Source organism: Sphingobium sp. MI1205 (genome assembly GCF_001563285.1).
In the GTDB taxonomy this organism is placed as follows: domain Bacteria; phylum Pseudomonadota; class Alphaproteobacteria; order Sphingomonadales; family Sphingomonadaceae; genus Sphingobium.
The window spans coordinates 325154-352079 of sequence record NZ_CP005188.1 but is presented as its reverse complement, the minus strand read 5'-3'; the positions used below and the strand labels follow the sequence as shown (position 1 = coordinate 352079).

General features: G+C 61.7%; 36 protein-coding genes and 1 pseudogene. 15 read left to right on the top strand and 22 right to left on the bottom strand.

The genetic code is table 11. From position 1 onward, the window contains the following. The first annotated feature begins 157 nt into the window (after positions 1-157). From pyrE to K663_RS01770, 5 genes are all read left to right on the top strand, one after another. Positions 158-739, top strand: coding sequence for an orotate phosphoribosyltransferase (gene pyrE, locus K663_RS01790; RefSeq protein WP_062120166.1), 582 nt, complete (start codon positions 158-160; stop codon positions 737-739). A 5-nt stretch (positions 740-744) separates the two neighbouring features. Next, complete coding sequence (locus K663_RS01785) at positions 745-1482, top strand: pyridoxine 5'-phosphate synthase (RefSeq protein ID WP_062113419.1); 738 nt, start codon at positions 745-747, stop codon at positions 1480-1482. Continuing rightward, positions 1479-1880, top strand: a complete 402-nt coding sequence (acpS, locus tag K663_RS01780) for a holo-ACP synthase (RefSeq protein WP_062113417.1) — start codon at positions 1479-1481, stop codon at positions 1878-1880. Before K663_RS01785 ends, acpS begins: the two co-directional genes overlap by 4 nt. 31 nt (positions 1881-1911) lie before the next feature. Then, positions 1912-2808, top strand: coding sequence for a signal peptidase I (lepB, locus tag K663_RS01775; protein ID WP_062113414.1), 897 nt, complete (start codon positions 1912-1914; stop codon positions 2806-2808). Between the two features lie 123 nt (positions 2809-2931). Continuing rightward, complete coding sequence (locus tag K663_RS01770; protein WP_443018996.1) at positions 2932-3912, top strand: AI-2E family transporter; 981 nt, start codon at positions 2932-2934, stop codon at positions 3910-3912. A gap of 45 nt (positions 3913-3957) precedes the next feature. Here the strand turns inward: K663_RS01770 and K663_RS01765 are convergent, their stop codons facing one another. Both K663_RS01765 and rpsU read right to left on the bottom strand, forming a co-directional pair. Next, entirely contained in the window at positions 3958-4518 is a 561-nt protein-coding gene (locus K663_RS01765; RefSeq protein WP_062113408.1) for an FKBP-type peptidyl-prolyl cis-trans isomerase, read from the bottom strand. Positions 4519-4592: 74 nt separating this feature from the next. Then, positions 4593-4799 (bottom strand): 30S ribosomal protein S21, encoded by a 207-nt coding sequence (gene rpsU / locus K663_RS01760; RefSeq protein WP_004208618.1) that lies wholly within the window; start codon positions 4797-4799, stop codon positions 4593-4595. A gap of 283 nt (positions 4800-5082) precedes the next feature. On the opposite strand from rpsU, the pseudogene K663_RS23105 reads away from it, so the two are divergent. The 7 genes and pseudogenes from K663_RS23105 to K663_RS01730 form a co-directional block, all read left to right on the top strand. Next, positions 5083-5483: pseudogene (locus K663_RS23105) on the top strand (class II aldolase/adducin family protein); the annotation flags it as partial. A gap of 61 nt (positions 5484-5544) precedes the next feature. Then, positions 5545-6795, top strand: a complete 1251-nt coding sequence (locus K663_RS01755; protein WP_062120163.1) for a putative DNA modification/repair radical SAM protein — start codon at positions 5545-5547, stop codon at positions 6793-6795. Between the two features lie 74 nt (positions 6796-6869). Then, complete coding sequence (locus K663_RS01750; RefSeq protein ID WP_062113405.1) at positions 6870-7226, top strand: hypothetical protein; 357 nt, start codon at positions 6870-6872, stop codon at positions 7224-7226. Between the two features lie 58 nt (positions 7227-7284). Continuing rightward, entirely contained in the window at positions 7285-7749 is a 465-nt protein-coding gene (locus K663_RS01745) for a hemerythrin domain-containing protein (protein WP_062113403.1), read from the top strand. Between the two features lie 7 nt (positions 7750-7756). Next, the gene (locus tag K663_RS01740) at positions 7757-9157 is read left to right on the top strand and encodes a UdgX family uracil-DNA binding protein (RefSeq protein ID WP_062113400.1); all 1401 of its coding nucleotides are present in this window, start codon (positions 7757-7759) and stop codon (positions 9155-9157) included. An 80-nt stretch (positions 9158-9237) separates the two neighbouring features. Beyond that, complete coding sequence (locus tag K663_RS01735; protein ID WP_062113397.1) at positions 9238-10089, top strand: D-amino-acid transaminase; 852 nt, start codon at positions 9238-9240, stop codon at positions 10087-10089. Positions 10090-10340: 251 nt separating this feature from the next. Then, on the top strand, positions 10341-11339 hold the full coding sequence (locus tag K663_RS01730; RefSeq protein ID WP_201026663.1) for a MarR family transcriptional regulator: 999 nt from the start codon (positions 10341-10343) through the stop codon (positions 11337-11339). Between the two features lie 153 nt (positions 11340-11492). Here the strand turns inward: K663_RS01730 and K663_RS01720 are convergent, their stop codons facing one another. The 14 genes from K663_RS01720 to K663_RS22980 all read right to left on the bottom strand — a co-directional run bounded on the left by K663_RS01720 (position 11493) and on the right by K663_RS22980 (position 20007). Then, a complete protein-coding gene (locus K663_RS01720; protein ID WP_062113394.1) occupies positions 11493-12554 on the bottom strand; it encodes a tyrosine-type recombinase/integrase in 1062 nt (353 codons plus the stop codon). Beyond that, positions 12440-12739: a helix-turn-helix domain-containing protein gene (locus tag K663_RS25190; RefSeq protein ID WP_158511138.1), complete on the bottom strand. Its 300-nt coding sequence runs from the start codon at positions 12737-12739 to the stop codon at positions 12440-12442. The genes K663_RS01720 and K663_RS25190 overlap by 115 nt, the downstream gene beginning before the upstream one ends. Continuing rightward, positions 12736-13425 carry a hypothetical protein gene (locus K663_RS24240; protein ID WP_062113390.1) on the bottom strand — a complete coding sequence of 230 codons (690 nt, stop codon included), beginning with the start codon at positions 13423-13425 and terminating at the stop codon, positions 12736-12738. Before K663_RS24240 ends, K663_RS25190 begins: the two co-directional genes overlap by 4 nt. Further along, the gene (locus tag K663_RS01710; RefSeq protein ID WP_145902194.1) at positions 13422-13865 is read right to left on the bottom strand and encodes a hypothetical protein; all 444 of its coding nucleotides are present in this window, start codon (positions 13863-13865) and stop codon (positions 13422-13424) included. Before K663_RS01710 ends, K663_RS24240 begins: the two co-directional genes overlap by 4 nt. Next, positions 13862-14329, bottom strand: coding sequence for a hypothetical protein (locus K663_RS01705; RefSeq protein WP_145902193.1), 468 nt, complete (start codon positions 14327-14329; stop codon positions 13862-13864). Before K663_RS01705 ends, K663_RS01710 begins: the two co-directional genes overlap by 4 nt. Beyond that, positions 14326-14523: a hypothetical protein gene (locus K663_RS01700; RefSeq protein WP_235589486.1), complete on the bottom strand. Its 198-nt coding sequence runs from the start codon at positions 14521-14523 to the stop codon at positions 14326-14328. The genes K663_RS01705 and K663_RS01700 overlap by 4 nt, the downstream gene beginning before the upstream one ends. 2 nt (positions 14524-14525) lie before the next feature. Further along, positions 14526-14918 carry a DUF2312 domain-containing protein gene (locus tag K663_RS01695; RefSeq protein ID WP_235589485.1) on the bottom strand — a complete coding sequence of 131 codons (393 nt, stop codon included), beginning with the start codon at positions 14916-14918 and terminating at the stop codon, positions 14526-14528. 14 nt (positions 14919-14932) lie between these two features. Beyond that, complete coding sequence (locus K663_RS01690; protein WP_062113377.1) at positions 14933-17644, bottom strand: toprim domain-containing protein; 2712 nt, start codon at positions 17642-17644, stop codon at positions 14933-14935. Positions 17645-17740: 96 nt separating this feature from the next. Continuing rightward, positions 17741-18037 carry an ogr/Delta-like zinc finger family protein gene (locus K663_RS25185; RefSeq protein ID WP_083535794.1) on the bottom strand — a complete coding sequence of 99 codons (297 nt, stop codon included), beginning with the start codon at positions 18035-18037 and terminating at the stop codon, positions 17741-17743. After that, entirely contained in the window at positions 18038-18526 is a 489-nt protein-coding gene (locus K663_RS01680) for a hypothetical protein (RefSeq protein ID WP_062113370.1), read from the bottom strand. It abuts the gene before it with no gap. Beyond that, positions 18523-19041: a hypothetical protein gene (locus tag K663_RS01675; RefSeq protein WP_062113367.1), complete on the bottom strand. Its 519-nt coding sequence runs from the start codon at positions 19039-19041 to the stop codon at positions 18523-18525. Before K663_RS01675 ends, K663_RS01680 begins: the two co-directional genes overlap by 4 nt. Further along, the gene (locus K663_RS01670; RefSeq protein ID WP_062113365.1) at positions 19038-19370 is read right to left on the bottom strand and encodes a hypothetical protein; all 333 of its coding nucleotides are present in this window, start codon (positions 19368-19370) and stop codon (positions 19038-19040) included. The genes K663_RS01675 and K663_RS01670 overlap by 4 nt, the downstream gene beginning before the upstream one ends. A gap of 65 nt (positions 19371-19435) precedes the next feature. Continuing rightward, complete coding sequence (locus tag K663_RS01665) at positions 19436-19678, bottom strand: hypothetical protein (RefSeq protein WP_062113363.1); 243 nt, start codon at positions 19676-19678, stop codon at positions 19436-19438. Continuing rightward, on the bottom strand, positions 19678-20007 hold the full coding sequence (locus K663_RS22980) for a YdaS family helix-turn-helix protein (RefSeq protein WP_063619022.1): 330 nt from the start codon (positions 20005-20007) through the stop codon (positions 19678-19680). Before K663_RS22980 ends, K663_RS01665 begins: the two co-directional genes overlap by 1 nt. Before the next feature lie 85 nt (positions 20008-20092). On the opposite strand from K663_RS22980, the gene K663_RS23095 reads away from it, so the two are divergent. Genes K663_RS23095 through K663_RS01645 form a run of 3 tightly spaced genes read left to right on the top strand, consistent with a single transcriptional unit; the run spans position 20093 to position 21876 of the window. Continuing rightward, entirely contained in the window at positions 20093-20767 is a 675-nt protein-coding gene (locus tag K663_RS23095) for an XRE family transcriptional regulator (protein ID WP_062113362.1), read from the top strand. Then, a complete protein-coding gene (locus K663_RS01650; RefSeq protein WP_083535793.1) occupies positions 20767-21189 on the top strand; it encodes an HIRAN domain-containing protein in 423 nt (140 codons plus the stop codon). The genes K663_RS23095 and K663_RS01650 overlap by 1 nt, the downstream gene beginning before the upstream one ends. Before the next feature lie 48 nt (positions 21190-21237). After that, a complete protein-coding gene (locus tag K663_RS01645) occupies positions 21238-21876 on the top strand; it encodes a hypothetical protein (protein WP_145902192.1) in 639 nt (212 codons plus the stop codon). A gap of 104 nt (positions 21877-21980) precedes the next feature. Here K663_RS01645 and K663_RS01640 read toward each other — a convergent pair whose 3' ends face one another. From K663_RS01640 to K663_RS01615, 6 genes are read right to left on the bottom strand one after another with little or no spacing between them, the layout of a single operon-like run. Beyond that, complete coding sequence (locus K663_RS01640; RefSeq protein ID WP_083535792.1) at positions 21981-22991, bottom strand: contractile injection system protein, VgrG/Pvc8 family; 1011 nt, start codon at positions 22989-22991, stop codon at positions 21981-21983. Further along, positions 22988-23401 carry a phage tail protein gene (locus K663_RS01635; RefSeq protein ID WP_062113357.1) on the bottom strand — a complete coding sequence of 138 codons (414 nt, stop codon included), beginning with the start codon at positions 23399-23401 and terminating at the stop codon, positions 22988-22990. The genes K663_RS01640 and K663_RS01635 overlap by 4 nt, the downstream gene beginning before the upstream one ends. A gap of 12 nt (positions 23402-23413) precedes the next feature. Next, positions 23414-25891 carry a phage tail tape measure protein gene (locus K663_RS01630; RefSeq protein WP_062113355.1) on the bottom strand — a complete coding sequence of 826 codons (2478 nt, stop codon included), beginning with the start codon at positions 25889-25891 and terminating at the stop codon, positions 23414-23416. After that, a complete protein-coding gene (locus K663_RS01625; RefSeq protein WP_062113351.1) occupies positions 25891-26022 on the bottom strand; it encodes a GpE family phage tail protein in 132 nt (43 codons plus the stop codon). The genes K663_RS01630 and K663_RS01625 overlap by 1 nt, the downstream gene beginning before the upstream one ends. Before the next feature lie 8 nt (positions 26023-26030). Beyond that, a complete protein-coding gene (locus tag K663_RS01620; RefSeq protein ID WP_062113349.1) occupies positions 26031-26339 on the bottom strand; it encodes a phage tail assembly protein in 309 nt (102 codons plus the stop codon). Positions 26340-26399: 60 nt separating this feature from the next. After that, entirely contained in the window at positions 26400-26912 is a 513-nt protein-coding gene (locus K663_RS01615) for a phage major tail tube protein (protein ID WP_062113346.1), read from the bottom strand. Between the last annotated feature and the right edge of the window lie 14 nt (positions 26913-26926).

Here is a 26926-nt window from a genome sequence, read left to right as displayed (position 1 = left end):
GGAGCAGATTTTCTTCGCTGTTGCAACGCCTCTGTCGTCCGCCTATCTCGCACCTCGCGCGCAGGAGCGCGATCATGGGCGTGTCTCATGCTGGAAGAAGATGTGCCGGCTGGTTCTGAAACATGGCCCTGGCATGGGCGGATGGATCAAAAATCGGATGACCGACGAGGAAGTATTGGCGGAATTCAGGGCGGCCGGAGCGCTGCTGGAAGGGCATTTCATTCTGTCCTCGGGCCGCCGCAGCGCCAATTATCTGCAATGCGCGCGCGTGTTGATGAACGCCGAACGCGCAGGCCGTCTCGCGCGCGCTATCGTGCAGAAGCTGCCGCGCGAATTGCGACAAGAAATCGACCTGGTCGTTTCCCCTGCCATGGGGGGGCTGATTATCGGCCATGAGGTGGGCAGGGCGCTCGACAAGGATGCGGTGTTTCTGGAAAGGCCCGAAGGCACGTTCGAGCTTCGCCGCGGCTTCGCAATCGTGCCGGGTCAGAAAGTGCTGATGGTCGAAGATGTGGTCACCACCGGCCTGTCCTCGCGCCAGGCGATCGAGGCGGTGGAAGCGGAGGGCGGCATCGTCATAGCGGAGGCGGCTCTGGTGGATCGGTCTGCGGGCGAAGTGGATCTGGGCGTGCCCTTCTATCCGCTCGTCAGCATAAACTTCCCGGTTTATGAAGCCGACGATGTGCCGCCCGAACTGGCGGCCGTGCCCGCGATCAAGCCCGGCAGCCGGAAGCAATAAGCCAGATGCACCCGTCTCCCGCTCACCTGCGTCTGGGCGTCAACATAGACCATGTTGCGACCATCCGAAACGCCCGAGGAGGGGAGCATCCCGATCCTGTGAAGGCCGCGCTGCTCGCAGTGGCAGCCGGTGCTGACGGCATCACCGCGCACCTGCGCGAAGACCGGCGGCACATTCGTGATGAAGATATCGCTATGCTGATGGCGGCGCTTACCGTGCCGCTTAATCTGGAAATGGCGGCGACGCAGGAAATGCTGGACATCGCCCTGAAGCATCGCCCCCACGCCGCATGCATCGTGCCGGAAAAGCGAGAGGAGCGAACGACCGAAGGCGGCCTTGACGCAGCCGGGCAGATCGATGCGCTGCAACCGGTTGTTCAGGCTCTCAGCAACGCGGGAATCCGCGTCAGCCTGTTCATCGAGGCTGATCCGGCTCAGGTCGCGGCCGCGATCCGGCTCGGCGCGCCGGTCGTCGAATTCCATACCGGCCGCTATGCTCATGTTTCCGGCGCGGAGCGTGCGATCGAGTTGCGCCGCATCACCGATGCCGCAGCGCTGGCCGCCAAGAACGGGATCGAACCGCATGCCGGCCATGGACTGACCTTCGACAATGTCGGCCCTATTGCGGCGATCCCGCAGGTGGCCGAACTTAACATCGGTCATTTTCTGATCGGCGAGGCGATCTTCAACGGCTTGGAAGACAGCATCCGGGAAATGCGGCGGCAGATGGACCTCGTCCGTTGATCATCGGCCTGGGTTCCGACCTGTGCAATATCGAGCGGATCCAGCATTCGCTCGACAGGTTCGGCGAAAGATTCGAACAGCGTGTCTTTACCGACATCGAACGAGCAAAGGCCAATCGGCGCCCCTTCACAAAGGCCGGAACTCTCGCCAAGCGGTTCGCGGCGAAGGAAGCCTTTTCCAAGGCGCTCGGTACCGGATTCAAGCGCGGCGTGTTCATGAAGGACATCGGCATCGTGAACCGGCCGGGCGGCGCCCCCACGCTTGAACTCACCGGCGGCGCGCTTGCGCAGCTTCGATCCATGGTTCCGTCAGGCCACAAGCCTGTGATTCACGTCACGCTAACCGATGATCACCCATGGGCGCAGGCCTTCGTCATCATCGAAGCGCTGCCCCAGTGACAGCGGCGCCCCTGAGTCCGAGAAGCCTTTCATGACGGCAACCGATATGAGCGAAAACGACCCGCTTTCCCCCGACGAGCCAACAACCCCGCCGCCGGCCAAAACCGAAAAAGGGTCAATCGATTGGTGGCATGAGGTAAAAAGCATCGCCCTTCTAATCCTGGCAGTGCTGGCGTTCCACAGCTTCGTGGCAAAGCCGTTCTACATTCCTAGCGAATCGATGATGCCGGTCCTCCTCAAAGGCGACCGTCTGGTGGTCAGCAAATTTCCCTATGGCTGGTCCTATGTCTCGCCGAGCTTTCATCCCCTCCCCTTCCTGAAGGGCCGGATTTTCGGCCGCCTGCCCGAGCGGGGCGATATCGTCATCGTGTCGCCGCATAACCGGCGGGAGGACTATATCAAGCGCGCGATCGGCCTACCCGGCGACATTATCGAGGTGCGGGGCGGACAGGTGATCCTGAACGGCGTGGCGGTCCCCCAAAAGGCGCTGAAGCCTGTGCGCATCCCTGTCGATGACAATGCGCCCTGCTCTCCCGCCCAGTTCCCGGGGGCGCGCGTAACAGGAGCGGACGGACGAAGCTATTGCCAGTTGCCCGTCCGGCAGGAGACGCTGCCCAATGGCAAGAGCTATCTGATCATAGACATGGGGCCCAGTACGCTCGACTGGTATGAGCCAGTGCGCGTGCCGGCGAATCATGTGTTCCTGATGGGCGACAACAGGGACAACAGCGCCGACAGCCGCGCGCCGCTGGAGGAAAATGGCCTGGGCGGCCCCGTCCCGTGGGAAGCGATTGGGGGACGCGCAGAGTTCATCACTTTCTCGCTGGATGGCAATTTCACCTGGAATCCAATCAGCTGGATTCATGGCCTGCGTAGCGGCCGGGCCGGGAACAGCTTGCGACCGGAGAGCGTTGCACCCCCGGAATAATGATTGGCAACAAGGGGCTGGTGATTGCGCGGGAAACATGTCCACATTGAGGAGCCCGGCCCTAGCGAACTTCGTAGCCCCCTGATTCAGCGGGAGATCAAGCGCGCAAGCGTGTGGATCGGCATGGCGGCGGCGGTGGCGCTGCTGGTGTTCCTAGCCCAGCCGATCATCCTGATCCTCGGTGCGCTGGTCCTGGCCACGATGATGGATGGGGGCACGAGGCTGCTCGGCCGGGTTTTGCCCATCAGTCGCGGCTGGCGTCTTACCATTGTGTTGATTTCAGCGGTACTCTTCCTCGCCTACACCTTTTACCTGACGGGATCGAGCCTGGCGATGCAGGCGCAGGCAATGCGGTCGGTCGTCGAGGCTCAAGTGGTCCGCATCGGCGGATGGATGGAGCAACTGGGCATTGCCACCACGCCGAACGACTTCAAAAGCCTTGCCAGTCAGGCCTTCGGTTCCATCGGCCGCGTCACGGCCGCGGTGGGAACCATGGTGGGTGCTGTTACCAGCGGCGTCATGATGCTGGTGCTGGCGATCTTCATTGCAGTCGAACCCCGACTCTACGAACGCGGCGTCGCCTGGATGCTACCGATGGGTCGCAGAGTGGGCTTTTACAATGTCGTGGACAAGATGGGCTTGACCTTGCGCCGATTAATGTTCGGCCGATTGATCGGCATGGCGGTCGAAGGGGTCGGGACCTGGCTTCTCCTGCTTGCCGGTGGCGTACCTATGGCGGGCCTACTCGGAATCCTCACCGGGCTTTTTGCCTTCCTTCCGAATATTGGGGCAATAATTTCCGGTGTGCTGATCGTGCTGGTCGGATTTTCAGCCGGGGTGAATGCCGGTCTATACGCTTTTGCCGTCTATCTGGTGGTGCAGATCGTGGACGGCTATCTGATCGTCCCGATGGTGGCCAAGCGCGCGACAGACCTGGCGCCCGCCCTGGTGCTGGCTGCGCAGATTCTGTTCGGCGCGCTATTTGGAATATTGGGACTGTTCCTGGCCGACCCGATTGTGGCAATGATCAAGGTCTATCTGGAGGAACGCTCCAACGCGCGCGGCGATGACCCCGCGACCAGCGGCATAGTGCGGATAGAATGAGAAAGGCCCGGAAAACCGGGCCTTTATCTAACGCTAGTAATCCGATCAGTTGCCCGGCAATGGTGGCGGGGTAGCGCCCTGCTGCATCATCTGCTGCATCCGCATGATGTCTGCCTTTGACTTGAAATCATGCAGTTGTACGTCAAACACCAGCACCGAATTGGCAGGAATAGGACCAGCCGCCTGCTCGCCATAGCCAAGCTGCGGCGGGATCCAGAGGCGATACTTGCCGCCCTTTTGCATCTTCTGCAGCCCTTCGGAGAATCCGGGGACCACGCCATCGACGGGCATAGCGGTCTGCGGATTTTCATCGAAGACGGTCCCGTCGAGCAAAGTGCCCTTATAGCCCACCAGCGCAACATCCGCCGCCGTCGGACTAGGGCCTTCGCCTTCCTCCAGCACCTTGTACTGCAGCCCTGAATCGGTGGTCACGACGCCCTCCTCACCCGCATTGCGTGCCAGATAGCTCGCAGGGGAAGGCTCAACGCCGCGCTGCCCGGCCCAGGCCAATCCGCCAGCGGCGACCGCCACGGCTGCAACGCCGATCCAAAGACGCGTGAGCGACCCCTTGGCGATGGGACGAAGGGGAACAGCGGTCGTGGACATGGACCTAAGCCTCGCAGGTGCGGATGATCAGCAGGATTGGGACGGCCGGACAGCCGCCCCGAATAACGAAGGTCTTAACGGACGCCGTCGCGCTCAGCGCGCTTGCGTTCCAGCTTGCGCGCGCGGCGAACCGCAGCCGCCTTTTCGCGGGCGCGCTTTTCCGACGGCTTTTCGTAGTGACGGCGCAACTTCATCTCGCGATACACACCCTCACGCTGCAGCTTCTTCTTGAGCGCGCGCAGGGCCTGGTCGACATTGTTGTCGCGAACGATGATTTGCATAAGCCAGTCAAACTCCAGTCGAAAGAGGCCTGATCGCCAGGAGACAAAAACCCCTCCCGACGGGCCTACCGAACGTAATAGCGATGAGTCGTCGCAGGCCAGCCTGCGCCGTGTGGGGCGCGCCCTATCAGCAGAGTCGGCCAAATTCAACCCTAAAGCCGTTCCACTCGAAGCAGTGCCCTCAAGAGAGACAGTCGGGTGCACAAGACAGGAGGAGGAACGCCATGGCAAGTGCCATTTCCTTCCCGATGCGTCAGCAGCAGAGTGGGAAGCCCGTCGGCAGCTGGCGGCCTGCTACCGCATATTCGGCCATATGGGCTGGTCGGAGCTTATCTATAATCACATAACGCTGCCTGTTCCGGGTGAGGAAAACGCCTTCCTGATCAATCCCTTCGACCTTCTTTATTCCGAAGTAACGGCGTCGAATCTGGTCAAGATCGATATCGACGGTCATGTGCTCGATGGCAGCGTCTATCCGGTAAACCGCGCCGGCTTTACCCAGCATAGCGTGTTTCACCGCATTATGCCCGACGCCCATTGCATCATCCATACACATACAACGGCGGGGATGGCAGCTCGACCCAGGAAGGATTGCGGCCGACAAATTTCTAAGCGGCGGCTTTTGCCGGGCGAATCGCCTATTACGACTTTGAAGGGATCACCCATCGTTCCGAGGTGGGGGAAAGCTGAGGCGATACCAATCTGCATCAAGGACATGGACAAGATAAGAACATACCATGAACATATGCCTATCCTTTCAACTGTCCAGAAACTCGAAATCCTCGCAGACGCAGCCAAATATGACGCTTCCTGCGCGTCGTCGGGTACGAAAAGGCGTGACAGCCTGTCCGGGCGTAAAGGTGGACTGGGATCAACCGAGGGCATGGGCATCTGCCACGCCTATGCGCCTGATGGCCGATGCATTTCGCTGCTCAAGATCCTGCTGACCAACAGTTGCATCTTCGATTGTCATTATTGCATCAATCGCCGGTCGAGCAGTGTGCGCCGCGCCCGCTTTACCGTGCAGGAAATCGTCGCACTGACGCTCAACTTCTACCGCCGCAATTATATCGAGGGGCTTTTTCTGTCTTCCGGCATCATCCGATCGCCGGACTATACGATGGAGCAGCTGATCGAGGTCGCTCGCACGCTGCGTGAGGAGCACGACTTTCGCGGCTATATCCACCTGAAGACCATTCCGGACGCTGACACTGAATTAACGCGTCAGGCCGGACTTTATGCAGACCGGCTGTCGATCAACGTCGAACTGCCGACCGAACAGGGGCTGAAACGGCTGGCGCCTGAAAAGAATGGCGCGCGGATCGAAGGCGCTATGAAGGATCTGCGCACGACGATCGAGGATATGGGTGACGCAAGGAAGCGTTACCGCCATGCGCCCCGCTTCGCCCCGGCGGGTCAATCGACGCAAATGATAGTCGGCGCCGATGGATCGAATGATTGCACCATCCTCCGCCGGGCGCGGACACTCTATGACAAACATGCATTGCGCCGCGTCTATTATAGCGCCTTTTCACCTATCCCCTCGCCCAGCAGCGTCCTGCCGCTCAAACGTCCACCGCTTCTTCGCGAACATCGTCTGTATCAATCGGATTGGATGATGCGCTTCTATGGCTTTTCGGTGCGCGATCTTGAAGAGGCGACGGACCCTGAAACAGGGCACCTTCCGCTTGACATAGATCCCAAACTGGCCTGGGCGCTGCGACACCGGGACATGTTTCCACTTGATGTGAACAAGGCCGCGCGGGAAATGCTGCTACGTGTGCCAGGTCTTGGCGTGAGGGCAGTCGATCGCATCATTGCGAGCCGTAGAGAGCGCCGCCTGAAACTGGCAGATGTCGCCCGCCTGACCAACTCGATCTCCAAGCTGCGGCCGTTCCTGATCGCAAGCGATTGGCGGCCGCTACATCTGATCGACAGCGTAGACCTCAAAAGGCGGCTGGATCCCGCCGCGACTCAACTCGAGCTTTTTGCCTGAAGCAGCGAATTTTGCCGTTGATATGCGTTGCACTTCATGTTTTCCTCTGAGCAGGGAATGGAGGGGTAACGCTGGTGGCGACGCTGTTCAAAAATGCTTCTCCGCAATCGCATGGCGGTCGCTACGCCAAGCGGATGAGCAGCCATCTGGCCACCGCGCTTGTCGCTTGCTGCCTGCTACAGATCGGGATCGTCGCCAAGTTGGGCGGTTCGCTCGTGCTGCACCTTGCCATCATCATCGCCATCGCTGGTTTTGCTATAGCCGCCCGCGGTCTTGAACGCCGCTGGGAGCTGTTTGACGAGAGCGGCCTTTCCGGCGCGGGGCTTGACCTGCGTTTCCGCCGCGATGTCGTACAACTCTGGCTGACCAGCATTGCCAGCAGCCTTTTGTGGATACCGGTCGCCATAATCTTCCGCTTTCTGTTCGGCTGAACTACGGACCCAAAGGGTCATCCATTTCGTTGTGCCCTCTGAAACAAGAGGAGCACATATGGCTGACGCCACCATTTTCGATCGCCTTAAGCAGGACCACGACGCCCATCGCCAGTTGTTCGACAAGATGGCGGATGCGACGGGTGACAATGAGCGGCTGGCAAAGCTGTTCGAGCAGTTTCGAGTGGAAGTGACCGCACACGCCGCTGCCGAAGAAGAAACGCTCTATGCCACGATGCTCGCTCGCCCTGATTTGCGAGAAGACGCGCAGCATAGCGTCTCGGAGCATAAGGAAATCGACGATTATCTGGAGGAACTCCACGAGCAGGAGTTTAACAGTACCGCATGGCGCGAAACTTTCGACAAGATGAAAAAGCGCTACCTCCACCATATTGAGGAGGAGGAAGAGGAGATGTTCCCTGACGCTGCTGCCGAGTTGACGACCGAAGAGGAACAGAAGCTCGCTGCAACCTTCGCCCGGCGCAAGCCGGCCGAATTGCAACGGGCGGAAAACGCCGACTGAGGCAAGAATGTATCAGGCGCTGCTTAGCAGGCCCGACGATTTCGATGAATGGCGCACGGCGGCTAGGCGGTTTGCGCTGGCCAATGTCGCAGCGGAAGAAATTGACTGGTGCGTTGCCGGACAGGCGGCGTCTCTTCTGCCCTTCGACGAGTTGCCTACGGTCGATCTGGCCCGCCCTTTTTCCGTACCTCGGGCATTTCTGGAAATGGCGGACAGCGCAATTCTGCATCGGGACGGGGAACGCTTCGCCCTCCTTTACAACCTGCTGCTCAGAGTGAGGCAAAGGCCCTCGCGGATGGAAGATCGGGCTGATCCGCTGGTACGCCGCGTAGAAGCGCTGGCGAGAGGGGTGAGGCGAGACATCCACAAGATGCGTGCCTTCGTACGCTTCCGGGAGGTCGAGGAAGACGGCGGCACGTCCCGCTTCGTCGCTTGGTTCGAACCCGATCATCATATCGTCCGCGCCAATGCGGGATTTTTTGTCCGCCGTTTTGCATCAATGCGCTGGTCAATCCTGACGCCTGAAGCCAGCATCCATTGGGACGGCAACACGTTGAGCGAGGGACCAGGTGCGACGCGATCGGATACGCCTGCGAGTGATCCGGTCGAAGAGGTGTGGAAAAGCTATTATGCGGCAATATTCAACCCGGCCCGGCTCAAGCAGCGCGCCATGCTGTCCGAAATGCCGAAGAAATATTGGCGCAATCTGCCGGAAGCCGCGCTCATCCCCGAAATGGTCGCAGGAGCACAGGCTCGGGAGGCAGCCATGATCGCCACCCCGCCAAAGGCTCCCGCAAGGCCGTCTAACATAAAGGGCGCATGGAAGATGTTGCTGGGGGAGGCGATGAGTTGCACTCGTTGCCATCTCTACAAGGATGCAACCCAGACGGTCTTTGGTGAAGGCCCACTTGACGCTCGGCTGGTCCTCATCGGCGAACAACCGGGGGATCAGGAAGATGTCACTGGACACCCCTTCGTTGGACCTGCGGGCCAGCTGCTTGACCGGGCGCTGGAGGAGGCGCGGATCGACCGGGACAGCATATATGTCACCAATGCGGTCAAGCATTTCAAACATGAGCGGCGTGGCAAGCGACGTATCCACCAATCGCCGGACACGCCGGAAATCGAGGCGTGCCGGTGGTGGCTCGACCAGGAGCTGGATCTTCTCCGTCCTCGCATCGTGGTAGCGCTGGGAGCCACGGCTGCGCGAGCCATGCTGGGCAAGGCAGTGACGATCAGCCGGACACGAGGGGCACCCATCGCGTTGGACAATGGCATGGAGGGCTGGGTCACGGTGCATCCCAGCTTCCTCCTGCGGGTGCCGGACGAAATGCGCAAGAAGGCGGAACGGGCGCGCTTCGTTCATGAATTGCGGGGCATAGGCGAGCGCGTGAAGGCGATGGGGTGACGATCCTCGCTTGACCTAGGACCCTCCCCCGGCAAGATCGCTGCATCGCGCATTGTCGCGCGGGAGAAATGTGTCCCCTCATGTCGATAGCCTATCTCAATGGTGCGTTCTTGCCCCTCGCCGAAACCCGCGTATCTGTACTTGATCGTGGATTTTTGTTCGCGGACGGCATTTATGAGGTCACCGCCGTCATCGAAGGAAGGCTGGTCGATAGCGCATCGCACCTCGCCCGGCTGGAACGATCGGCAGCTGCGATTGGTCTCACACTCCCTCTTCCCTCCACGGAGATCGAAGCGGCGCAGAGGGAGTTGGCCACGCGCAACGATCTGGAAGAAGGGCTGATCTATCTTCAACTGACGCGGGGCGCTGATGTCAGCCGAGACTTCCTGCCCTCTCCCGACCTGCAGCCGACCCTGGTCATGTTCGTCCAGGCGAAGCGTTTTCTGGATAGCCCTGCTGCACGCACCGGAATAGCAGTCGTGACAACGCCGGACCTGCGTTGGGCGCGGCGTGACATCAAAAGCGTCGGGCTGTTGGCGCAAGCAATGGCAAAACAGATTGCGGTCCATGCGGGTGCGCAAGAGGCGTGGATGGTGGAGGACGGGTTTGTTACCGAAGGCGCGTCATCGACCGCCTTTCTCGTGACCGAACAAGGCATCATCACCCGCCCCTATTCCCAGGCGGTGCTGGCGGGCTGCACCGGGGCAGCACTCACCGCCCTTGCGGAGGAAAGCGGCATCATGGTCGAGCATCGCCCCTTTACCGTCGAAGAAGCCCTAGGCGCTTCTGAAGCTTTCATCACGAGCGCATCGACGCTCTGCCAGTCGGTCATCAGCATCGATGGCAGACAGATTGGGGACGGAGCGCCGGGCCCCATGGCGACCCGGCTGCGGGAACTTTACATCTATTTTGCCAGAAAAACGGCAGTTTGAGGTAAATCTGCCCAATAAAATGAGTCCATTTCGGATATAATAAAATCCGCGCTGACGCTCTCCCCACTTCGGCGAAAAGCCGCGCCATTTTGGCGGCAGCAGCGCTTGACCCCTTGCATTTCGTAGCGGCAAGCGAGCATCGGACGGAAGGAGGCGATCACACCCTCCAATATGGAGGAGAGATCCGGCGCACGGCCGCCATATTCCCGATAAGCTCGGAACAAAGCAGGGACAGGAGATAATGGGTGGAAATGGATCGTTCCTCGGCCGACTTTGGCGCCGGGATGGAGGAAAGCTACGGGATGAAAGACCAGCGCGCTGGCCTGCTCATCCTGGCTGACGACATCTTCCTTGATGATATTGACGGTCTCGCCCGCGCCGCCCAATTCCGGCTGCTGGACATCGTCCGGCTGGAACAGGCCTCCTTGCGGCTGGACATGCAGGTGGGATGCGACGTCATCCTGTTGTTTTGCACGCAACCATCCATCCTGCTCGAACGCCTGCTGGTGCAGGTTGAGACGCTGGCAATGCAGAATGACCTGTCGGTCATCCTTGTCGCCGGGATGGACACGGTCGATCTGGCCTTTGCCTGCATCCGAAGCGAGCGAACGCAATTGCTCTGTGCACCGGATCATGCCGATCTCGCAGCGGCGCTGCTGACCGCTGGAAGCGCTACGCCGCAGCGCACCCTTCATGAGGTCAATCAGGAAAGCGAAGGCATTCGCTTGCAGCAATTGAGCGAAGAGGTCAGTCGGCTTGCCCGTACGCTGGAGGCTCTGACATCCCGGCCGCGCCATGCCACGCCATCCTTCGCGCTGGGGCCACGCATATCAGACCGCTCCAGCGACTATATCGGCATGCCGGCGGTCGAGCCAATGGGCAGCGACCAGTCGATAACGGATACAACCGCACTCGACGCGTCGCAGGTCAGGGATTTGTTGCGATCAAGGCGGCTGCGCGAGGATTTCCTGCCCGGCGACCTGTTCGCCGATCCGGCCTGGGACATGCTGCTCGATCTGCTGGCGGCGCGGCTGGAGCAGGAGCGTGTTTCCGTTTCCAGCCTGTGCATCGCCTCCGCCGTACCGCCGACGACCGCGCTGCGCTGGATCCGAACGCTGACGGACAAAGGCATCGTTCGTCGTCAGGCCGATCCACAGGACGGCCGCCGCGTGTTCATCGCCCTCACCGAAGACACCGCCGAAGCGCTGACTCGCTGGTTCGCGGCCAGCCGCCGCTTTCTTTGCGGTTGATCCGATCATCATCAATGCTTGACCCGCGCGCCGATTCGCCTAGATAGGCCCGCTCCGGCTGCACCGGATTGGCGTGCGGTAACGGGCGATTAGCTCAGTTGGTAGAGCGTCTCGTTTACACGGAAATTCCCCGCTCGATCCATCGCCTTGTATTTAGGCGCTTTTCTTCGTCTCCGTCGCAACCACTTCGGGAATAATTCGGGACTCCGACGCCTCCAGCGCCTTGCGCACGTCATCATCAAACGCATGAGCATAGCGCAACGTGGTGCGGATATTCTTGTGTGCTAGGGCTTTCTGCGCGGCGGCCAAATTGCCGGTCTGGCGCAGGATGCGCGTCCCGCGCGTGTGGCGCAGATCGTGAAAGCGGAAATTATCGATCTCGGCGGCGGTCAGAGCCTCGCCCCAAACCTTCCGCCAGCCATCCTTGGAAATCGGGTAGCGTTGCCCCTTGCGGCGCTTCTGGCGGCTCTGCTGGCATTCATAGGTGAAGACCTGCGGGCATGCCTGCGGCTGCGTCGCTATGAGGACGATCATGTCCGTGGTGAGCGGGCGCTTGATACGATTGCCGCCCTTCACTGTTCGCCACGCCACCTTGGCGGGCACGTCGAGATCGGACCACAGGAGGGTCCGAACTTCCGAGACGCGCCAGCCTGACAGCAGGGCGAACTTGACGAATGGCTGGTAATCTTCGCGGATTGTCGAGAGCAGCCGGTCTTCTTCATCGAATTGCAGTTCGCGCGGGTCATGCTCCTTCACTGCGTAGCGCATCGCGCCCCAGTCCGGCATTTCGCCGACGTCATAGCGCGCCCGTTCGGTCGCGCGCCAGAAAGCGCGGGCGACATCGATCTCTCGATTTACACTGGAGCCTTCGATCAGCGCGGCGCGCTGCCGGAAGTAAGTGCCGACGTCCGTGTGATCGACGTCGGACATGAATGTGCGGGGGCCGATGGCATTCACGAAATTGTCCAGCCAAGTCTCAGACGATGCGCTCCAGCGGCCCTCCTTGCGCAACTTCGTCTCGTAGAGCCCAGCGGCCTCATCCATCGTTATCGGCTTGCGAGTTTTGATGTCGAGCGCGGCCTCTGCCCGCTTTCGCGCCTCTACCCTTTCCGCTTCGCGCTTCGTTTTCTGGCCCGTCGAGCCGTGAAATCGCCGACCACGATGTTGGAAGTCGAAGAGGTAGATGGTCGAGTTTTTCGGCTTGTAGACGGACATTGATGATCCTCGCGGACGCGGGCCGCCACATAGGCGTCGCAGTCTTCCGGGCGGTAACGAATCTTGCGCTCTGTGATGGCGACGTAACGGATATGACCTTGCTGTCGGATGCGGCGCAAGGTCTTGTCGCTGACATGGAGGCGCTGGGCCGCCTCCGCCGGTGTCAAAAGGATCGGACCGCTCATGCTGCCATCCTTTCTAAGTATTGCTCTATGTCGATCTGGGCACGCTCCAGAACTGCAGCATAGCGCGCTCTTTCCAGAGGGCGGGTGGTCACGGCGAACTTCGTTGCCGATGTCCCATCGAAGCTGTCCACCAGAGCCTTGCCGCACAGCGCAATCCGCTTCGCCGTGTTCACCCGCCCGACATGGCAGATGCCACCTTTCCGGTGGGCCACCCTTGCCCACTCTCCCATCGTTGCCAGTTTCCATTCTGTGTCACCGCCGACGAAAACGCCGACGCGCGATGAAAGGAACGGCTCAACGAAGGCAGGATCAAACCCGTTTTGCACCGCGATCATCAGGCGGACGCGCCGGATCGAAGAATAGCGCCGCAGCCGGCGGAGCCAAGCCCGGGTCAGATGCCAGCTGAGGTCTCCTCCCAAAACGATGTCTGGAACAACGATGAAATCGGCACCGGGACCGTAGCGCTGTACTGTGGCCATGAAGCGACGCAAGTCGGGAAGCGGTGTTACACGCTCGCCACGTTGGAATGCCTGGAAGGTTGCCCAAGCACCGCAGTCCACGGCATGGCTCAATCCCGCAAGAATCGGACCGCCACGGTCGAAAGGCGAGACCATCCAGCGCCAATTCGCCGCTTTGATCTCGGCGACGTTTCGCCGGGTGTTAGTTCTGGAAGCGTATGCGATCACGCTGCGTCCCTTTGTTCAAAGGCGGCGGCACGGAGTTCGAGCAGAGGGATTGCCCAGACCTGCACGTAAAGGTGCGCCCAGCGCCAAATGGCGTAGAGGTTGCGATAATGCGGGGTGCCATCGACGGCCTTGTCGAGCGCGCGGCGGGCGGTGGCGACGATGCCGAGCCAGCCCTCCCGATCGGTCGGATTGGGTGGCCGGCCAACGCCGGTTAGTTCCTCGCGGATCAGTGTCGGGATCCCCAACTTGCGAGCGATCAGCACGGCGAGGATATGCCACTGCGCCATATCGGCGTTGCGGGCCTCTGTCAGCCGCCAGCGTTTATCGCCATTGCCCGCCTTGCGGATCTCTTCGGCCCATGAGGCATCGCGGCTTTCGCAAACCGCAACGATCGCCGACCAATGCTCATCCGTGGTCATGGTCCACGGCGCGGCTGTCATGGCTGCACCGCCTTCCTGCCCGCGTCAGTGATCGACCAGCTGGTGTGATGACCCATCACCTTGTTCCGTGCGATCAGGACCCAGCGTTCGAGACGGCGCAGCATATTGCGCGCTTGAGGAAGGCAGCGCCCTCCGGCGATCAGGCCGCAGGCGTTGGCGATCGGCCACGTCATGGCGCGTGCGCCCTCAGCCAAGAAGGTCAGGGCCGTATGTTCGTCCAGCGTCAGCCTGCTGGGCGGCGCGGGCTGTGGCGGATGCATGTTGGTCATGAAGTCCGTCATGCGATCATGCTGGGCCTGATCGACGCTGGCGGCGCAGTCGGGGCAGCGGACGAAGGGCGCACCGGAGCAGTCCATGGCGACTAGTGCCCAGCCCTTGGGAACGTCCTGCGTCGGGCTGTTGTGCTGGGTGCCGCAGTCAGCACAGATGAAGGTAAAGCGGGCGAAGGTGGGGATCATGTTCAACGGTTTTCTCCCTTGGCGCTGGCCAGTGCGTGGGCGATGATGAAGGGGATGGCGAACAGGGCAGCGATCAGGAAAAGCGCCCGGATTGCGCCCTTGATCGCCAGTCCGGTGCGCCGGTTGCTGGATCCACCGGGCGCGCAGGAATCACAGGCGCAGCCGATGGGATGAATTGCGGGGTGGGACCGGCGGCGCATGGTCATTCCATCCCCAGCGCGGTCAGGTAGGTGTCGAGGATCGCCTGCTCTTCCTGCAGGGCGTTCGGGTCTTTCTTCCGGCGCGCGATGATGTCGCGCATGGCCTTCTTGCTGTAGCCGGTGGCTTTCGCCTCCTGATAGACGTCGTTTCGGTCATCCAGCAGGCCAAGGATCTCGGCGTCGATATTCTCTATCCGCTCGATCAGCTGGCGCAGCTGCTGGGCGGCGGCGTCGGGATTGGCCTTGATCGGATCGGGAACGTGCCGCTTTTTCTTGCCCTTGCGGACCGGCTCTACCGTGGCAGGGACTAGCTTGTGGACGACGCCGCCCTTGCCATCGGGCACGGCGGCCATGCGCATTAGGGGCGCGTGGGATTCTACAGATTGAGCCTGCATGATTGCCTTCCTGTTCATGCGGTGGGGGTGTTGTCGGGCCGGTTGAAGACCCAGCAGTTGACGGTCTTTCCGGTGCGGGAATTGACCGGCTTGTGAGCGATGAACTTCCGCGCCTTGCTGGATTTCAGCAGTCGTTTGAGTTCATTCATCGGGGGGAGAGATAGCCGCAGATCGCCGCATTTCTGCTCGAACTGGACAAGGTTGATCGCAAAGACGTCGTTGGTGCGGCTGTGATCAATGGGGCGGTCCGTCGTGTCGGATTCCTGCGCCGCAATCCAATCGAAGCGCTCCCAGAATAGCTCGACATGGGGATGATCATGTTCGACCAGGCGCTGCCGATCTGTCAGCATTTCCCGGATGAAATCGTGCGTGGCATCAGCCGCGGCTTTCGGGATTTTGTTGACCACGATCTGCATGGCGTCGAACATCGCGGCCAGCTGGGCATGGTTCAGCGCCAAGCGGTTGTTGCGGATCCCGCGCTGTTTCAGCATCGCGTCCCGGTGCTGGGCGAACCGCTCCCGGTAGCATTTGAGGATTTCCGCCTCTTTGCGGACGATATGGACGATGAAGCCCGACACGTCGTCGCGGTCGATCCGCGCCACCTTCTCAGCCGCCTCGCGGGTGTGCTCGCCCCAGCCCGCCTTATCGATCGTCAGGCCCATGATGCGCTCGCGCATCGCCGGGGACGCCTCGACCGGATCGTTCTGCACAATGGCAATCGCGCCCCGGAAAGGCGGCTCGAACGTCTCCATGCCGCCGTTGGCGATGGCGCGGGTGCGGACCGCGCGCCCGTTATAGGCCGTTTTCAGTTCGTCCCATTCAAAGCGGCGGCTGTGCGGCGTGTCCTGATTGCGGTCGCCCTCGATCAGCACAACCGGCAGATTGCCCACCTGTCCCAAGGTGCGGGAGATACCGGCATTGGTGGCTTTGGTCGGGTCGAAGCCTTCATAGTTGCCGACGCGGCCCATCAGCTTCCACAGGAAGGCGATCAGCGTGGATTTGCCGGTGCCGGGAGGGCCGGTCACTTCGAGAAAGCCAAGGGAATCCTGCGCGGCGCGGACCTGCTCGGCAAAGAGCGACAGCACCCAGAATGTCAGGACGACATAGCCCTTCGGCCCCCAAGCCTCATAGACCGGCTGCAGCCATTCGAGATTGAGGCGGTCCGCGTCATAGTTGATCTTCAACAGGCGGTCCGCCGTGCGCAGCTTCACCGCCTTGCGCGAGAAGACGAAATAATCGTCCTTGTTGACCTTCTCGACCTTGCCGTTGCTGACGCCGATGTCGCCCAGCAGATAGGCTTCATGGTCGATGGAATAGCCGGTGAACTGGATCGCCTCGACCATGCGGATGCTGGCCCATTGGCGCTGCATCAACTTGTCCAGATGGCCGGTCGCGCCGGTCCACTGCGCGCCGGGGGCGACCGATGACAGCCGCTTCTTGAACTCGGCACCGGCGGACAGGTTCGCGCCGGAAAAGGTAGCCTTCACCGGCTCGCGGCGCGGCTGTCCCTTCATGCGGGGGAAATCTATGCGGAGAAAATATGCGCCCTCTTCAATGTGGGCGTCCTTCTGGAAATACAGGGTGCGGAAGGTGCAGTTCGCCAATTCCGTGATGTCGGCGGCCTGTCGCGCGGCCTGCTCCCACTGATCCTGATACGGCAGGGATGCGATGGTCGGATCGGTTTCGCGCAGCCCTTCAAGGATGCTTTCGATCCGCTCCAGAGAAAAGGACGCCCACAGCTGCCGCTGGTTAAAGATCAGGGGGAAAGAGGCTGTCTTGAACCGCTTGTAGATCAGGAATGCCTTTTCATCGGCGCTGCCCGCGATCGTGACGTCGCCCGCCCAGAGATATTCCTCGATATGGTTGGCCTTGAGCCGATCAGCTTGGTGCAGGTCGTTCCAGTCCCGCTTCTCGCCCTCGCCATCCATCTTGACCTGCGCTGCGCCCGCGCTCCACCCAGCCTTGCGGGCTTCGGCGACATGCGAGATCGTATAGTCGACACCGGCAGCGCCCTGATCATAAGCGAAGATCAGGCGCGGACCGGCCCCGGCTTCGGGATCGTCGCCAATGGCTTTGCGCAGATCGGCCAGAAACTGCTTGGGATAGTTGTTGCAGGACATGGCCGAGACGGCGACGATGTCGTTCTGCCGCAGGGCAATGGCGTCGAATATGCCTTCCGCGATCCAGATTTCCTTGGCGCGGGCCAGCGTTTCGATGGTGTCGCCGGGATAGGTCCAGACCTGCCCGCGATAGCCGCCGCCATAGGAAAAGGTGGCCTTCTTGTCGCCGAAGCGGTGCGCCTGATCTATCAGTCGCTGCCAATAGCCGCCGCCGGGCATCGGGAATCGCACGGTCGCGGACCCGATATTCAATTCGGGATCCTGATACCATTCTTGGCTGTAGGCGCCCTTGAGCGGCGCGATGTCGAGGCCGCGCGCGGCGATCAGATAGGCGTCGGCGGCGGCGTTGGGGTTCTGCTTGGTCGCCTTGTAACGCTTCGACCAATCATCGAAAATTTCCGGGTAGAGCGATTTGGTTTCGCCTTCCCATCCGCATTTCTCGACGCGGCCACAGCGAAGCACCCAAGGATGGCCTGCGGGCGTCCACAGCGCCTTTTTGTCGTTACATTGGGGGCACTTCCCCTCGCGCAGGAAGCCGCCACGCTCGCGGAGATTATAGTCTTTGGTCAGGCGGGCTGTGACTTCGCGCAGTATGTCTTCACGCATGGGGACAGGTTCTCAGGCAATAAGGGACCGTTCCCGGCGGCGGGGCGCGCCGGGCTGGGTTCTGTTCGTCGGGATCGTGTCGGCTAGGCCGAGCGGTTAAGTCGGAATGGCTACGGCATTGGCGGGCTCGCTCGGCGGACCGTTATCATTATCGGCGCGGTCGTTCGCGGCGGCGTGCCATGTGGTCATTGGCAGCACGGCCAGCGGGCTGGGAAAGCGGCTTGCCTTCGTGCTGCGCACCGCAACCATCTCGACAACAAATTCATGCCCGCAGGCATCGGGATTGCGGCAGCGATAATAAAGCTCCCGAAAGAGCGTGCTAATTTTGCCCACAGCCCGAGAATGGGCACGGCCCCCGCAGGCCGGACAAGTGACATGTGGCAGACCCGACATTCAGCTTTCCCCCAGTTTACCCTGCGCAGCACCGTTGCCGGGCAGGAATGACCTGAGACGGGTCAGCAGGCGGCTGTAAGCGCCGCTCGCTTCCTCGGTCTCTTTGATGGCGTGATGGATTTCAGTCGGCGACGCGCCATGCTGCATCGCATGGATGCTGCTGCTGATCGCACCCGCCGATTCCAGGGATGCCTGGGCGATGTCGTCGGCCAGCGCCGCTCGACAGGCCAATGTGTTCGAGAGCGCGACGTCCAACTGCCGCGCATAGCTTTCGAGAATGGGGGCATAGTTGCCGCCCGCTTCCATGAAGGCGCGATCGAGGGCGATGGCCTGATCGAGCGTCGGCATGCTGGCCTTGTCGCTCTCGCTCCAATACCGCACCGCGCGCTTTGACCGCCGGGTGATCTTGGCCGCCTGATCCCAGCCAATGAGGCCGACAGCCGTGGTGATGGCGAGCGAAAAGGTGAGAGGAGCGCGGACCTTTGTCATGCGGCAATCCTCTCGCCGATCATGTCGGCGACCAGCTTGCGAGCCAGCGTACCGACTTCATCCTTGCGCTCGGTCTGCGTGCATCCGCTCGCAAGATGCAGGGGGCCGTTGCGATCGGGGTTGAGCACAAGGATTCGCCAAGCATTGCGGCGGATTTCATGCTGCCCGCCTTCCCGCTCTGGGGTGACTTCTGCCCACACATAATAGTCGGGGACGCGGCTAATATCGATCCAGTCGCCCAACTCAGCGCAGATCGTGAAGCCGTCGATGTCGGCATTGATCATAGGGCGGAATTGAGGCCGCTCTGTCTTGGCCTTTCGCCGCAGTCGGGCCTCTGCCTGCTTAGTTGCGAGATCGTGGATGCCAATGTCGAGCATGGCTGTCAGTTCGTCGGTCTGATCCGGCACCATGAAGTTCAAGGCTTCCGCGCCTGCGGTCGCAAGCTGCTGCAATGCGCGGGCTTCGCGCAGGGTGAGAGTGACGCGCAACGCGCTCGCCATGGCCTGCACCTTCATGCTCCCGGCCTCCCGATGGCGCACAGGGCGAAGATCGTGGCGCTGCTCATGATGAGGAAGGCGGCGAGGCTATACCAGCGCGGCAGCTGCGGCGCGGGGGCCGGTTCGTCGCGGATGGTCAGCCCTTCGGGCACGACAAAGGTGTGGCGCGCGGCAAAGCGGCCCCGGAGCGAATAGGTCTGCGCGGTATCGCTGGGGCAAATGGATGATGGGCATTTGCCCGAATGTTCGGCGCGCGCGGCGTCGGCTATCCCGTTTTCAGGGCGGTCTGCGCGATCAGACTGCGATGGCGCATTGCGCCCGATCGCCTGTGTCTCGAAGGAATGCATTCCGTTTGGTCCTTTCAAGCGGATCGGTTGGGCGGGGGTGCGAGCCTCGCCCAACCAATTTCAGGTCAGGCGGCGACTGCCGCCGGGTGCGCGGCCCGGCCTGCTGCTATGGCGGCGCGGGCTGCTGCGGTGAGTTCGAGGGGTTGGCCCTTCCGCACATTGCCAAGCACTGCCTGGGCGCGGACTGCGGACCAAAGATCGCGGCGCGTGACGCGCAGCTGGGTTTCCAATTCCGTGACGCTCATCGGGTGAGCGGCGTCGTAAAGGGCGTTCAGCAGGCGGGCCTGCACATTCTTAGCGAAGGACATCAGGCGACATCCTTCCGTTGCGTTTTCGGCTTCCGATCGCAAGCGACGTGCAGGCCGCGACCGGATAGAATTGGGCCACATTCCTCGCCGGGATCTTCTGGCGCGACGGTCAGGGAAGCCGGGTAAATGTCGGGGCGCAAGTGATGACGTGACACGCCGTAAAGGCCCTCTGCAGCGAGGACATACTCAGCGGGCAGCAGCTTCGACTGGTTGATCCAGCGCCAGACCTTCGGCTGCGAGACCAGCAGGTCGCGGGCCATCTGGCTATCGCTGCCCGCGCGGTCGCGGCACAAAACGAGCGCTTCGTAAGGGGTTAGGTCTTCATCCATGAATAGACCTATACGGAACTGAATAGCCCCTTGTCAACGTATTCGTTGGGTGTCTGGCTATTCATTTTCGTATAGGCAGCAGCGCATGGCTGATATCATTGGTTCCCGGCTCGACTGGCTCATTCAGGATCGACGCACCAGCCAATCGGCACTGGCGCGCGAGATCGGCATTTCCCAACCTTCCGTGGGCCGCCTGATCTCCGGTGAGACGCGGGAAACCGGGAAAATCCTTGAATTGGCGCGTGCGCTAAAGACCTCGCCGGAATATCTGGTGGGCGAGACGGACGATGATGCCCCATCTGCGCGCGTGGTGATCGTGGCTCCCGGCGACGTAGCCGATGACGACGGCGACACTGTCGAGATCGACAACATCAACCTGTCCTACGGCATGGGCGGCAGCTTTCTCGACACGACAGATATCGACGTCGAAAAGGTGAAATTTTCCCGCAGCTGGCTCAGCCAGTTCACCACGACACCGCCGCATCTGCTCTGCAGCGCGACAGGTATCGGTGATTCGATGATGCCGACCATCCACGACAGGGACGTGGTCATCATCGACCGATCGCAAACTACGCCGGAGATGGGCGACAAGATCTGGGCGGGGGTGTTCGCCGGGTTGGGGATCATCAAGCGGCTGCGCGCCCTGCCTGATGGCAGCATGCGGATCAGTTCGGACAATCAGCTGGTGCGGGACGAGATCGCCGCTGACGGCGAATTGTTCATCGTCGGTCGCGTGATCGCGGTGGTGAAGAGGCTCTAATGGTCACACCAGTGGGCCGCCTGCCCGCTATGTCGCTGGCGGTTGTCGGCGCACGATTCCCGAACAGCGACGGATCTGACCGCCGCCGCGAAATCCTGCTCTGCGTACCCGGCGAGCGGGTCGAGTTGCGCCCAGAGCCGCATAACAAGGCCGACGCGCGCGCCGTGGCGGTGGTTTCGAACCGTGGGGTGCAGATAGGTTATCTAACGGCGGAACGATGCGGCCGCATTTCCCAGCTGCTGGAACAATGCCGCGAAGTGCAGGCGATCTTCCAGCAGGTCTCATCATCCGGTGCGTGGATCCGCGTGGCTTTCGACGGTGAAAGCCCGGTCCTTCCTGCCACCGCCAGCGAGGAAGATGGATGTATGGATGACGGGGCCGACACGGGCTTCTATCCAGATGAAATCTGGCCTGACGATTAGGCTCTGAACGGGGGAAAAATGAGAGATTTCGCAGCCTTCTGCACGCTGATGGCGTGCCTGATCGTACTTGTTGCATCCATTATCGCCTTGGTGCGTCCCCTGCCAAAGGTTGGATTGGGGACGCGGAAGCGCGCGCTTGGTGGCGTCGGCATCGCGTTCGCGCTTTTCATTCTGACAGCCGCAGTGATGCCAGCGCCGAAGGCCGCCGCTGATATCGCCCAGGCAAAGAGGAAGGCCGCACCGGCAGGCACCGTCGCCGCTTCAAATGATCAGATTGCAGAGGTCAATGCTTACGCAGAGACGAAGTTCGCCAGCGTCAAGGTGGACCTGCAACAGGGTTGGGACGGGTCGGACTTGCCTGTGCAAGCTGCGATGGTCGTGGAAGCCGCCGGAAAGGCAATCAAGGCTGGCGCCAGCGACATTCCCCAAAGCGTGGACCGAATTGATTTCTGGTTCACCGCACCGTTGGTGGATCAGTACGGCAAGGAATCGCGCAGCAAAGTGCTGCAGTTCGAGATTAAGCCAGCTGATCTGCGGGCGGTGCAGTACGAGAACATCGCCCCGCAAGGCCTGCTTGAATTCGCTGATGACGTTTATGTAAGGGTTGCTGCTCGCCAAGCGGTGGCTGACTATTGCGCTGACAATGAGCGGACCAACAGGCTGTTTTGCGCCAAGGCCGCCCGATGAAGCCAAGATTGTCGCGCCTTTGGAACTACGAGAGCGACAGCCTGTGGATTTGGATCCCGCTCTGGATTTTAGGTTTCCTCGCGTTCGGCGGCTTCCTCATCTGATCAGGGAGCCGTTTCCATCTTCACATCGGTCGTGAAGCCGCCCGACTTGTCGAGCCGGTGCGTTACTTCTGAAATCAGCCATGTGGTGGCGTCGATCTCATCCTTGTAGCCGCTGACCTTCACGCGGGCTTCGGGGATGGCGTCGGCGCGGCCCAGCGCCAGCTTCATGTCAAAGGTGGCCGGTGCCCGCTTGAGCCGGTCCCGTTCTGCTATTGCCGCACGCTTCGCCGATGCCTCGTCGGGATAGACCTTGCGCAGCTTCTTCGCGCCGTCTTCCTTGCCGACCGTGAACGTCTTACGCTTCGCGCCCTTCTTGTCATGCCAGCTGGCGGATACTCCCTCCTGCCCATCCCGCTTCTGTCGCTGCCAGTTGTGACGGTCGCCATCGGTGCGGCGAATCGTCAGGGTTGGCAGCGCCTTGCCGCTGGTCGTGGTGCCCGCGCCTTTTCGCGCGAAGATCAGATGCTTGTCCTTGATGGTTGCCACGGCATCATGCTCGCGGCCAAGGCGTTTGAGGAAGGCGATGTCGCTTTCCCGGCTCTGACTGATCGAAGGCAGCGCGATCGAGGAAAGGTCCGATGCGACTTTCAGCGTCAGGCCGTTCCTGCCCGCGACGTCTTTCAGCACCGCGCCCAGCGTCGTGTTCTTCCAGCTCTGCTCGCGCCGGTTGCGGATCTTGCTGGTGAAGTCGGCGGCGCGGGCTTTGATCGTGATCTGATCGGGCGGGCCGCTGTGCGACACGTCGTCCACCTTGAAACTGCCCTTATCGATCAGGCCGGTGGCAACGTCCGCACCCTGTTTCCAGCCCAGCTGCACCTTCAGCACCGCGCCTTCCTTTGGGATCCCCAGCATGCCGTCCGTGTCGTTGAGCACTATATCCAGCTGGTCGGCTTCATCGCCGCGCTTTTCGGATAGGGAAAGGGATACGAGGCGCGGGCGCAGCCGGTCCGACAGATCCTTGCCGTCGAGCGTCACGCGCCAGTCCGCGATATTGTTGATCTTCTCGCTCATGCCGACGCCTGGGCATTATTTGCCGTCGCCGGATCATCCACGCGCAGCAGATCTATGCCGAAATCGATCCGGCGCGCGCGGCCATCGGACATGAGGAAGGCATGGCGCTCATCCAGCGCTGTGATGACGAAATTACCATAGACCGTGCCGCTGCCATCGACCAAGGGCAGCGCCTCGCCGTCGTCCGCCATGCTGCGCAGGTCATCGAGCGAGACGCGCCCGTCCGCGATCTCGGCATAGACTGCCCCCGAAAGGCTGATCGTCTCATCGCCGACGCCGGTGAATTGCGTTGCGTCCCGCGCGCCGACGCGCTGGGATCGGGCATGTTGCCAGTCCGTCTTCCGCTGCATTTCATCATAGGCCAGCGTTCCGATCTCGAACAGGAACATGCCCAGCGCCATCAAATGCATGTGGTGCCCTCCTTATTGATCGCCGAAGCCGCGCCCGCGCCGCTCGCGCTCGATCTGCTCGATCGCTTCGCGGACCTGATCGGCGATTTCCTGCCCCTGCGCGCCGCCTGTCACGGTGACTTGAATGGTGTAGTGGTTCTGCACGGCAGCAGCGGCAGGGCTGCTGCCGGGCTGTTGAGCCGCAGCAGGAGACGCGACGGCCATCGCCGCCCCAGCGGTGCCCACGCCGATCGCACTCGCCATCTGCCCCGACAGGTCCATGATGCGCGGAATCACAGGGCTGGCGGAAAAGCCCTTCGTCATACGGTCCGACAGTTCGGCAATACGATCGAGCGGACCACCGGTGTTGCTGGCGAGGCCCTGATCCAGCCCGGCCATGACGAACCCGCCCAGCCCGGCGAAGACGCGGGAGGGCGAATGGATGCCCAGCTTCGACTTGAACCAGTTGGCGACGGAACTGGCCGCGCCGACGATGGTGGATTTGAGCGCGCCCAACATCCCCACGACGCCGTTGATCAGCCCTTGGATCAAATTGCGGCCGATCTCGGTAAAATTCAGCGACTGGAGATAGGCCAGCGCGGGCATGAAGGCGCGGATGAGCAATCCGAGCGGGTGGAAGGTCAGGAAGGCATTGATCAGGAAGTCGATCGCCCCGCTGACCATGGCTTTGATACCTTCCCACAGGCCGCCGAACCATGCCGAGATCGCGCCCCAATTGTCGTAGATCAGATAGGCGGCAGCGGCGACCGCCGCGATGGCGGCGACGATCAGCAGCAATGGCCCGAGCGCGATGCCCAGCGGCGCGGCGGCGGCGGTCAAGGCGGCGAAAGCCAGCGCGAGGCCGCCGAGCAGGATCAGCAGCGCAGCCCCCGCCCCCATGAAGATCATGATACCCTTGGCCAGCACGGGATGCTCCTGTGCCCATCCTCGCACCCCGACAGCGGCTTTCTGGACGTAGCCCGACACTTTGACGATGGTGGGCAGCAGGAACTGGCCCATGGTGATGTTGAGCGCCGACAGGGCGTTGCCCGCCAAGCCGGTCGCCCCTTCCGTGGTGGCGATGGCCGACAGGAATTCCTTGTTCATGGAGCCAGCATATTGGCTTCTGTCGCCGACCAGCGCGAAATTCGTTTTCAGCTGGTCGAGGCTGGTCAGCATGGGCGCAATGGCGGCGACGCTTTCGGATCCGAATAGTTCGGTCAGCATCCCGGCCTGCGCCTCTTTCGGCAGCTTCTGGATCCGTTCAAGGACATTAGTAATCGCGCCCCCGGCATCCTTCTGCATGTCCTTGGACATCTGCACCGCGTCTAGCCCGAGCGCCTTGAACGCGCCCTGCTGCGATTTCGTGGCCGACGTGCCCTTGGTGAGCGCCAGCATCATGTTCTTGATGCCAGTCGCGCCGATCTCCGATTCCACGCCCACGCTGGACAGGACTTGGCTCATGGACGCGATCTGGGCCGCAGCGAGGCCGCCCACCTTACCCAGCGGGCCGATGCGCGTCACCATGTCCGTCACAGCGCCGACGTTGCCGCCAAAGCTGTTGGTCAGGGCGTTGATCTGGTCGGCCAGCGCCACCACGCCATCCTGCGGCAAGCCGAAGGCGGTGCGCCATTTCGCCATGGTGTTGCCCGCATCTTCGGCGGTGCTGTCAAACGCAACGCCCATTTTCGCCGCATCTTCGGCGAAGCGCATCAGTTCCTCGCGCGGGACATTGGCGCGGCCAGCGGCGGCGACGATCTGCGCGATGCCTTCGGCGGCCATCGGGATCCGCGTACTCATCTCCAAAATGTCGTCGGACATCTTGTTGAAGGCTTCGGGCGTGGGGAAATCGACCACTTTGCGGACGTCGGCCATGGCGCTTTCCAGCGTCATCGCCTGTTTGGTCGCCATGACGATCGGCGCACCGGCGGCGGTGCCAGCGGCGACCATGCCGAGGCCCATGCCCGTCGCCTTCTGGCTGACCTCATTCAGCTTTTCGGAGTTGCGGTTGGCCTGGGCGACCTTCTCCAGCTGCGCCGTCTGTTGCTTGAGCGCGCGGTTCGCTTCGGCAGTGCGATTGGCGAGGCGATCCTCATGCCCGGCCAGATCCATGACATCGACACCGGCGGCGGAGAGCTTGGCCGACAGCTGCTGCAGTTCCGCGCCACCTTGATCGAGGCGCGCCGCCAGCTGCGCGGACTGTTTTTCCGCCCGCTCAAATTCCATGCGTAGCTTCTTCGTCGGCTTTTCCGTCGCCTCCAGCTGGGCGCGCAGCTGCGCCAGCTTCGCCTGCTGTTCCTGATATTGGCGCGTGTCGTTGGCGAAGCGCGATTCCGCGGACTTGTAGCTGCCGACCTGCTTTTGCAGGGCGCCAAGCGCCTTTAGTTCATCCTGCGTCTTCGCCAGATCCCGGCGCGCGGCGGACGACGCGCCAGTGATGGATTTCAGGGGCGATGTGACCTTGTCCAGCGCCTCAAGGATGATCTGCAGCCGAAGATTCTTGTCCGCCATTATCGCTTTCCGGGCTTGTCAGGGGATTTCGATCGACGGGCGGCCTGTTCGCGCCAGCCCATCAGTTCGGACAGGTCCATGCTGTCCATGACGGCGGGCGACCAATGGAAGATGATCGCCACGTCCGCCATCGCGTCATCTACTGATCGAGGACAGCCGCACGTTGCGACCTCTGCAGCAAAAAACTGCCGATCTCCGCACCGCAGGCCAGCAGGTCCGCCGGTTCCATATTGCCGACTTCCGCTTCGGTCAGCGGGGGCACGGTGATGCGCGGTAGGATCTTGGTGAGGCTGTCCACCTTCAGCTGGCCCAGATCGACCAGCGACAGGCCGCGCAGTTCGCCGGAACGTGGCTTGCGCAGCTGCAGTTCCTCTATCGTGGTTTCACCGCGCACGATCGGCGTGTCGAGCGTGACGGTGCGGAAAACGGGGGCGTTGGGTTCGCTCATGATACTCTCTCTCAGATTTCAGGGAAGGACGGCCCGACGACGCGCGCCGGGCCGCAGCAATCAGAACATGCCAGCAGCGGCGCGCAGTTCGGCGGTGCGGTCCACGCCGCCCACGATCTCGACCATGTTGATGGGGTCGATCTCGATTTCCGTCCGCCCGTTCCAGACCAGCTTGTAATAGGCCAGCGCCATGGTGGCGGCGAACTCGCCGACTTCGCCCATTTCCTGATCGCCCATCTCGATCTCGGAATAGCGACCGCGAACGATGACCTCGACGGTGTCGATCGCCGCGCTGTCGTCCTTCTGGTAGCTGCCGGTGAAGCGAAGATAGACGCCGTCCACCGTGTTGACGCCCCACTGCTGCAGGACGTCCCGCAGCGGGCCGGGGCCGCTGAACGACAGTTCCATCGCCTCCATCCCCATGTCCAGCTGGAGCGGGGCGTTCATGCCGCCGCCGCGATATTCTTCCAGCTTCCGGGTCAGGGTCGGCAGCGTGACGGTGTTGACCTCACTGCCGTAGCCGATGCCTTCATTGTAGAGGTTCATGTTCTTGAGGGTGCGGGGCAGTCCCATCGCTGGCTCCTATG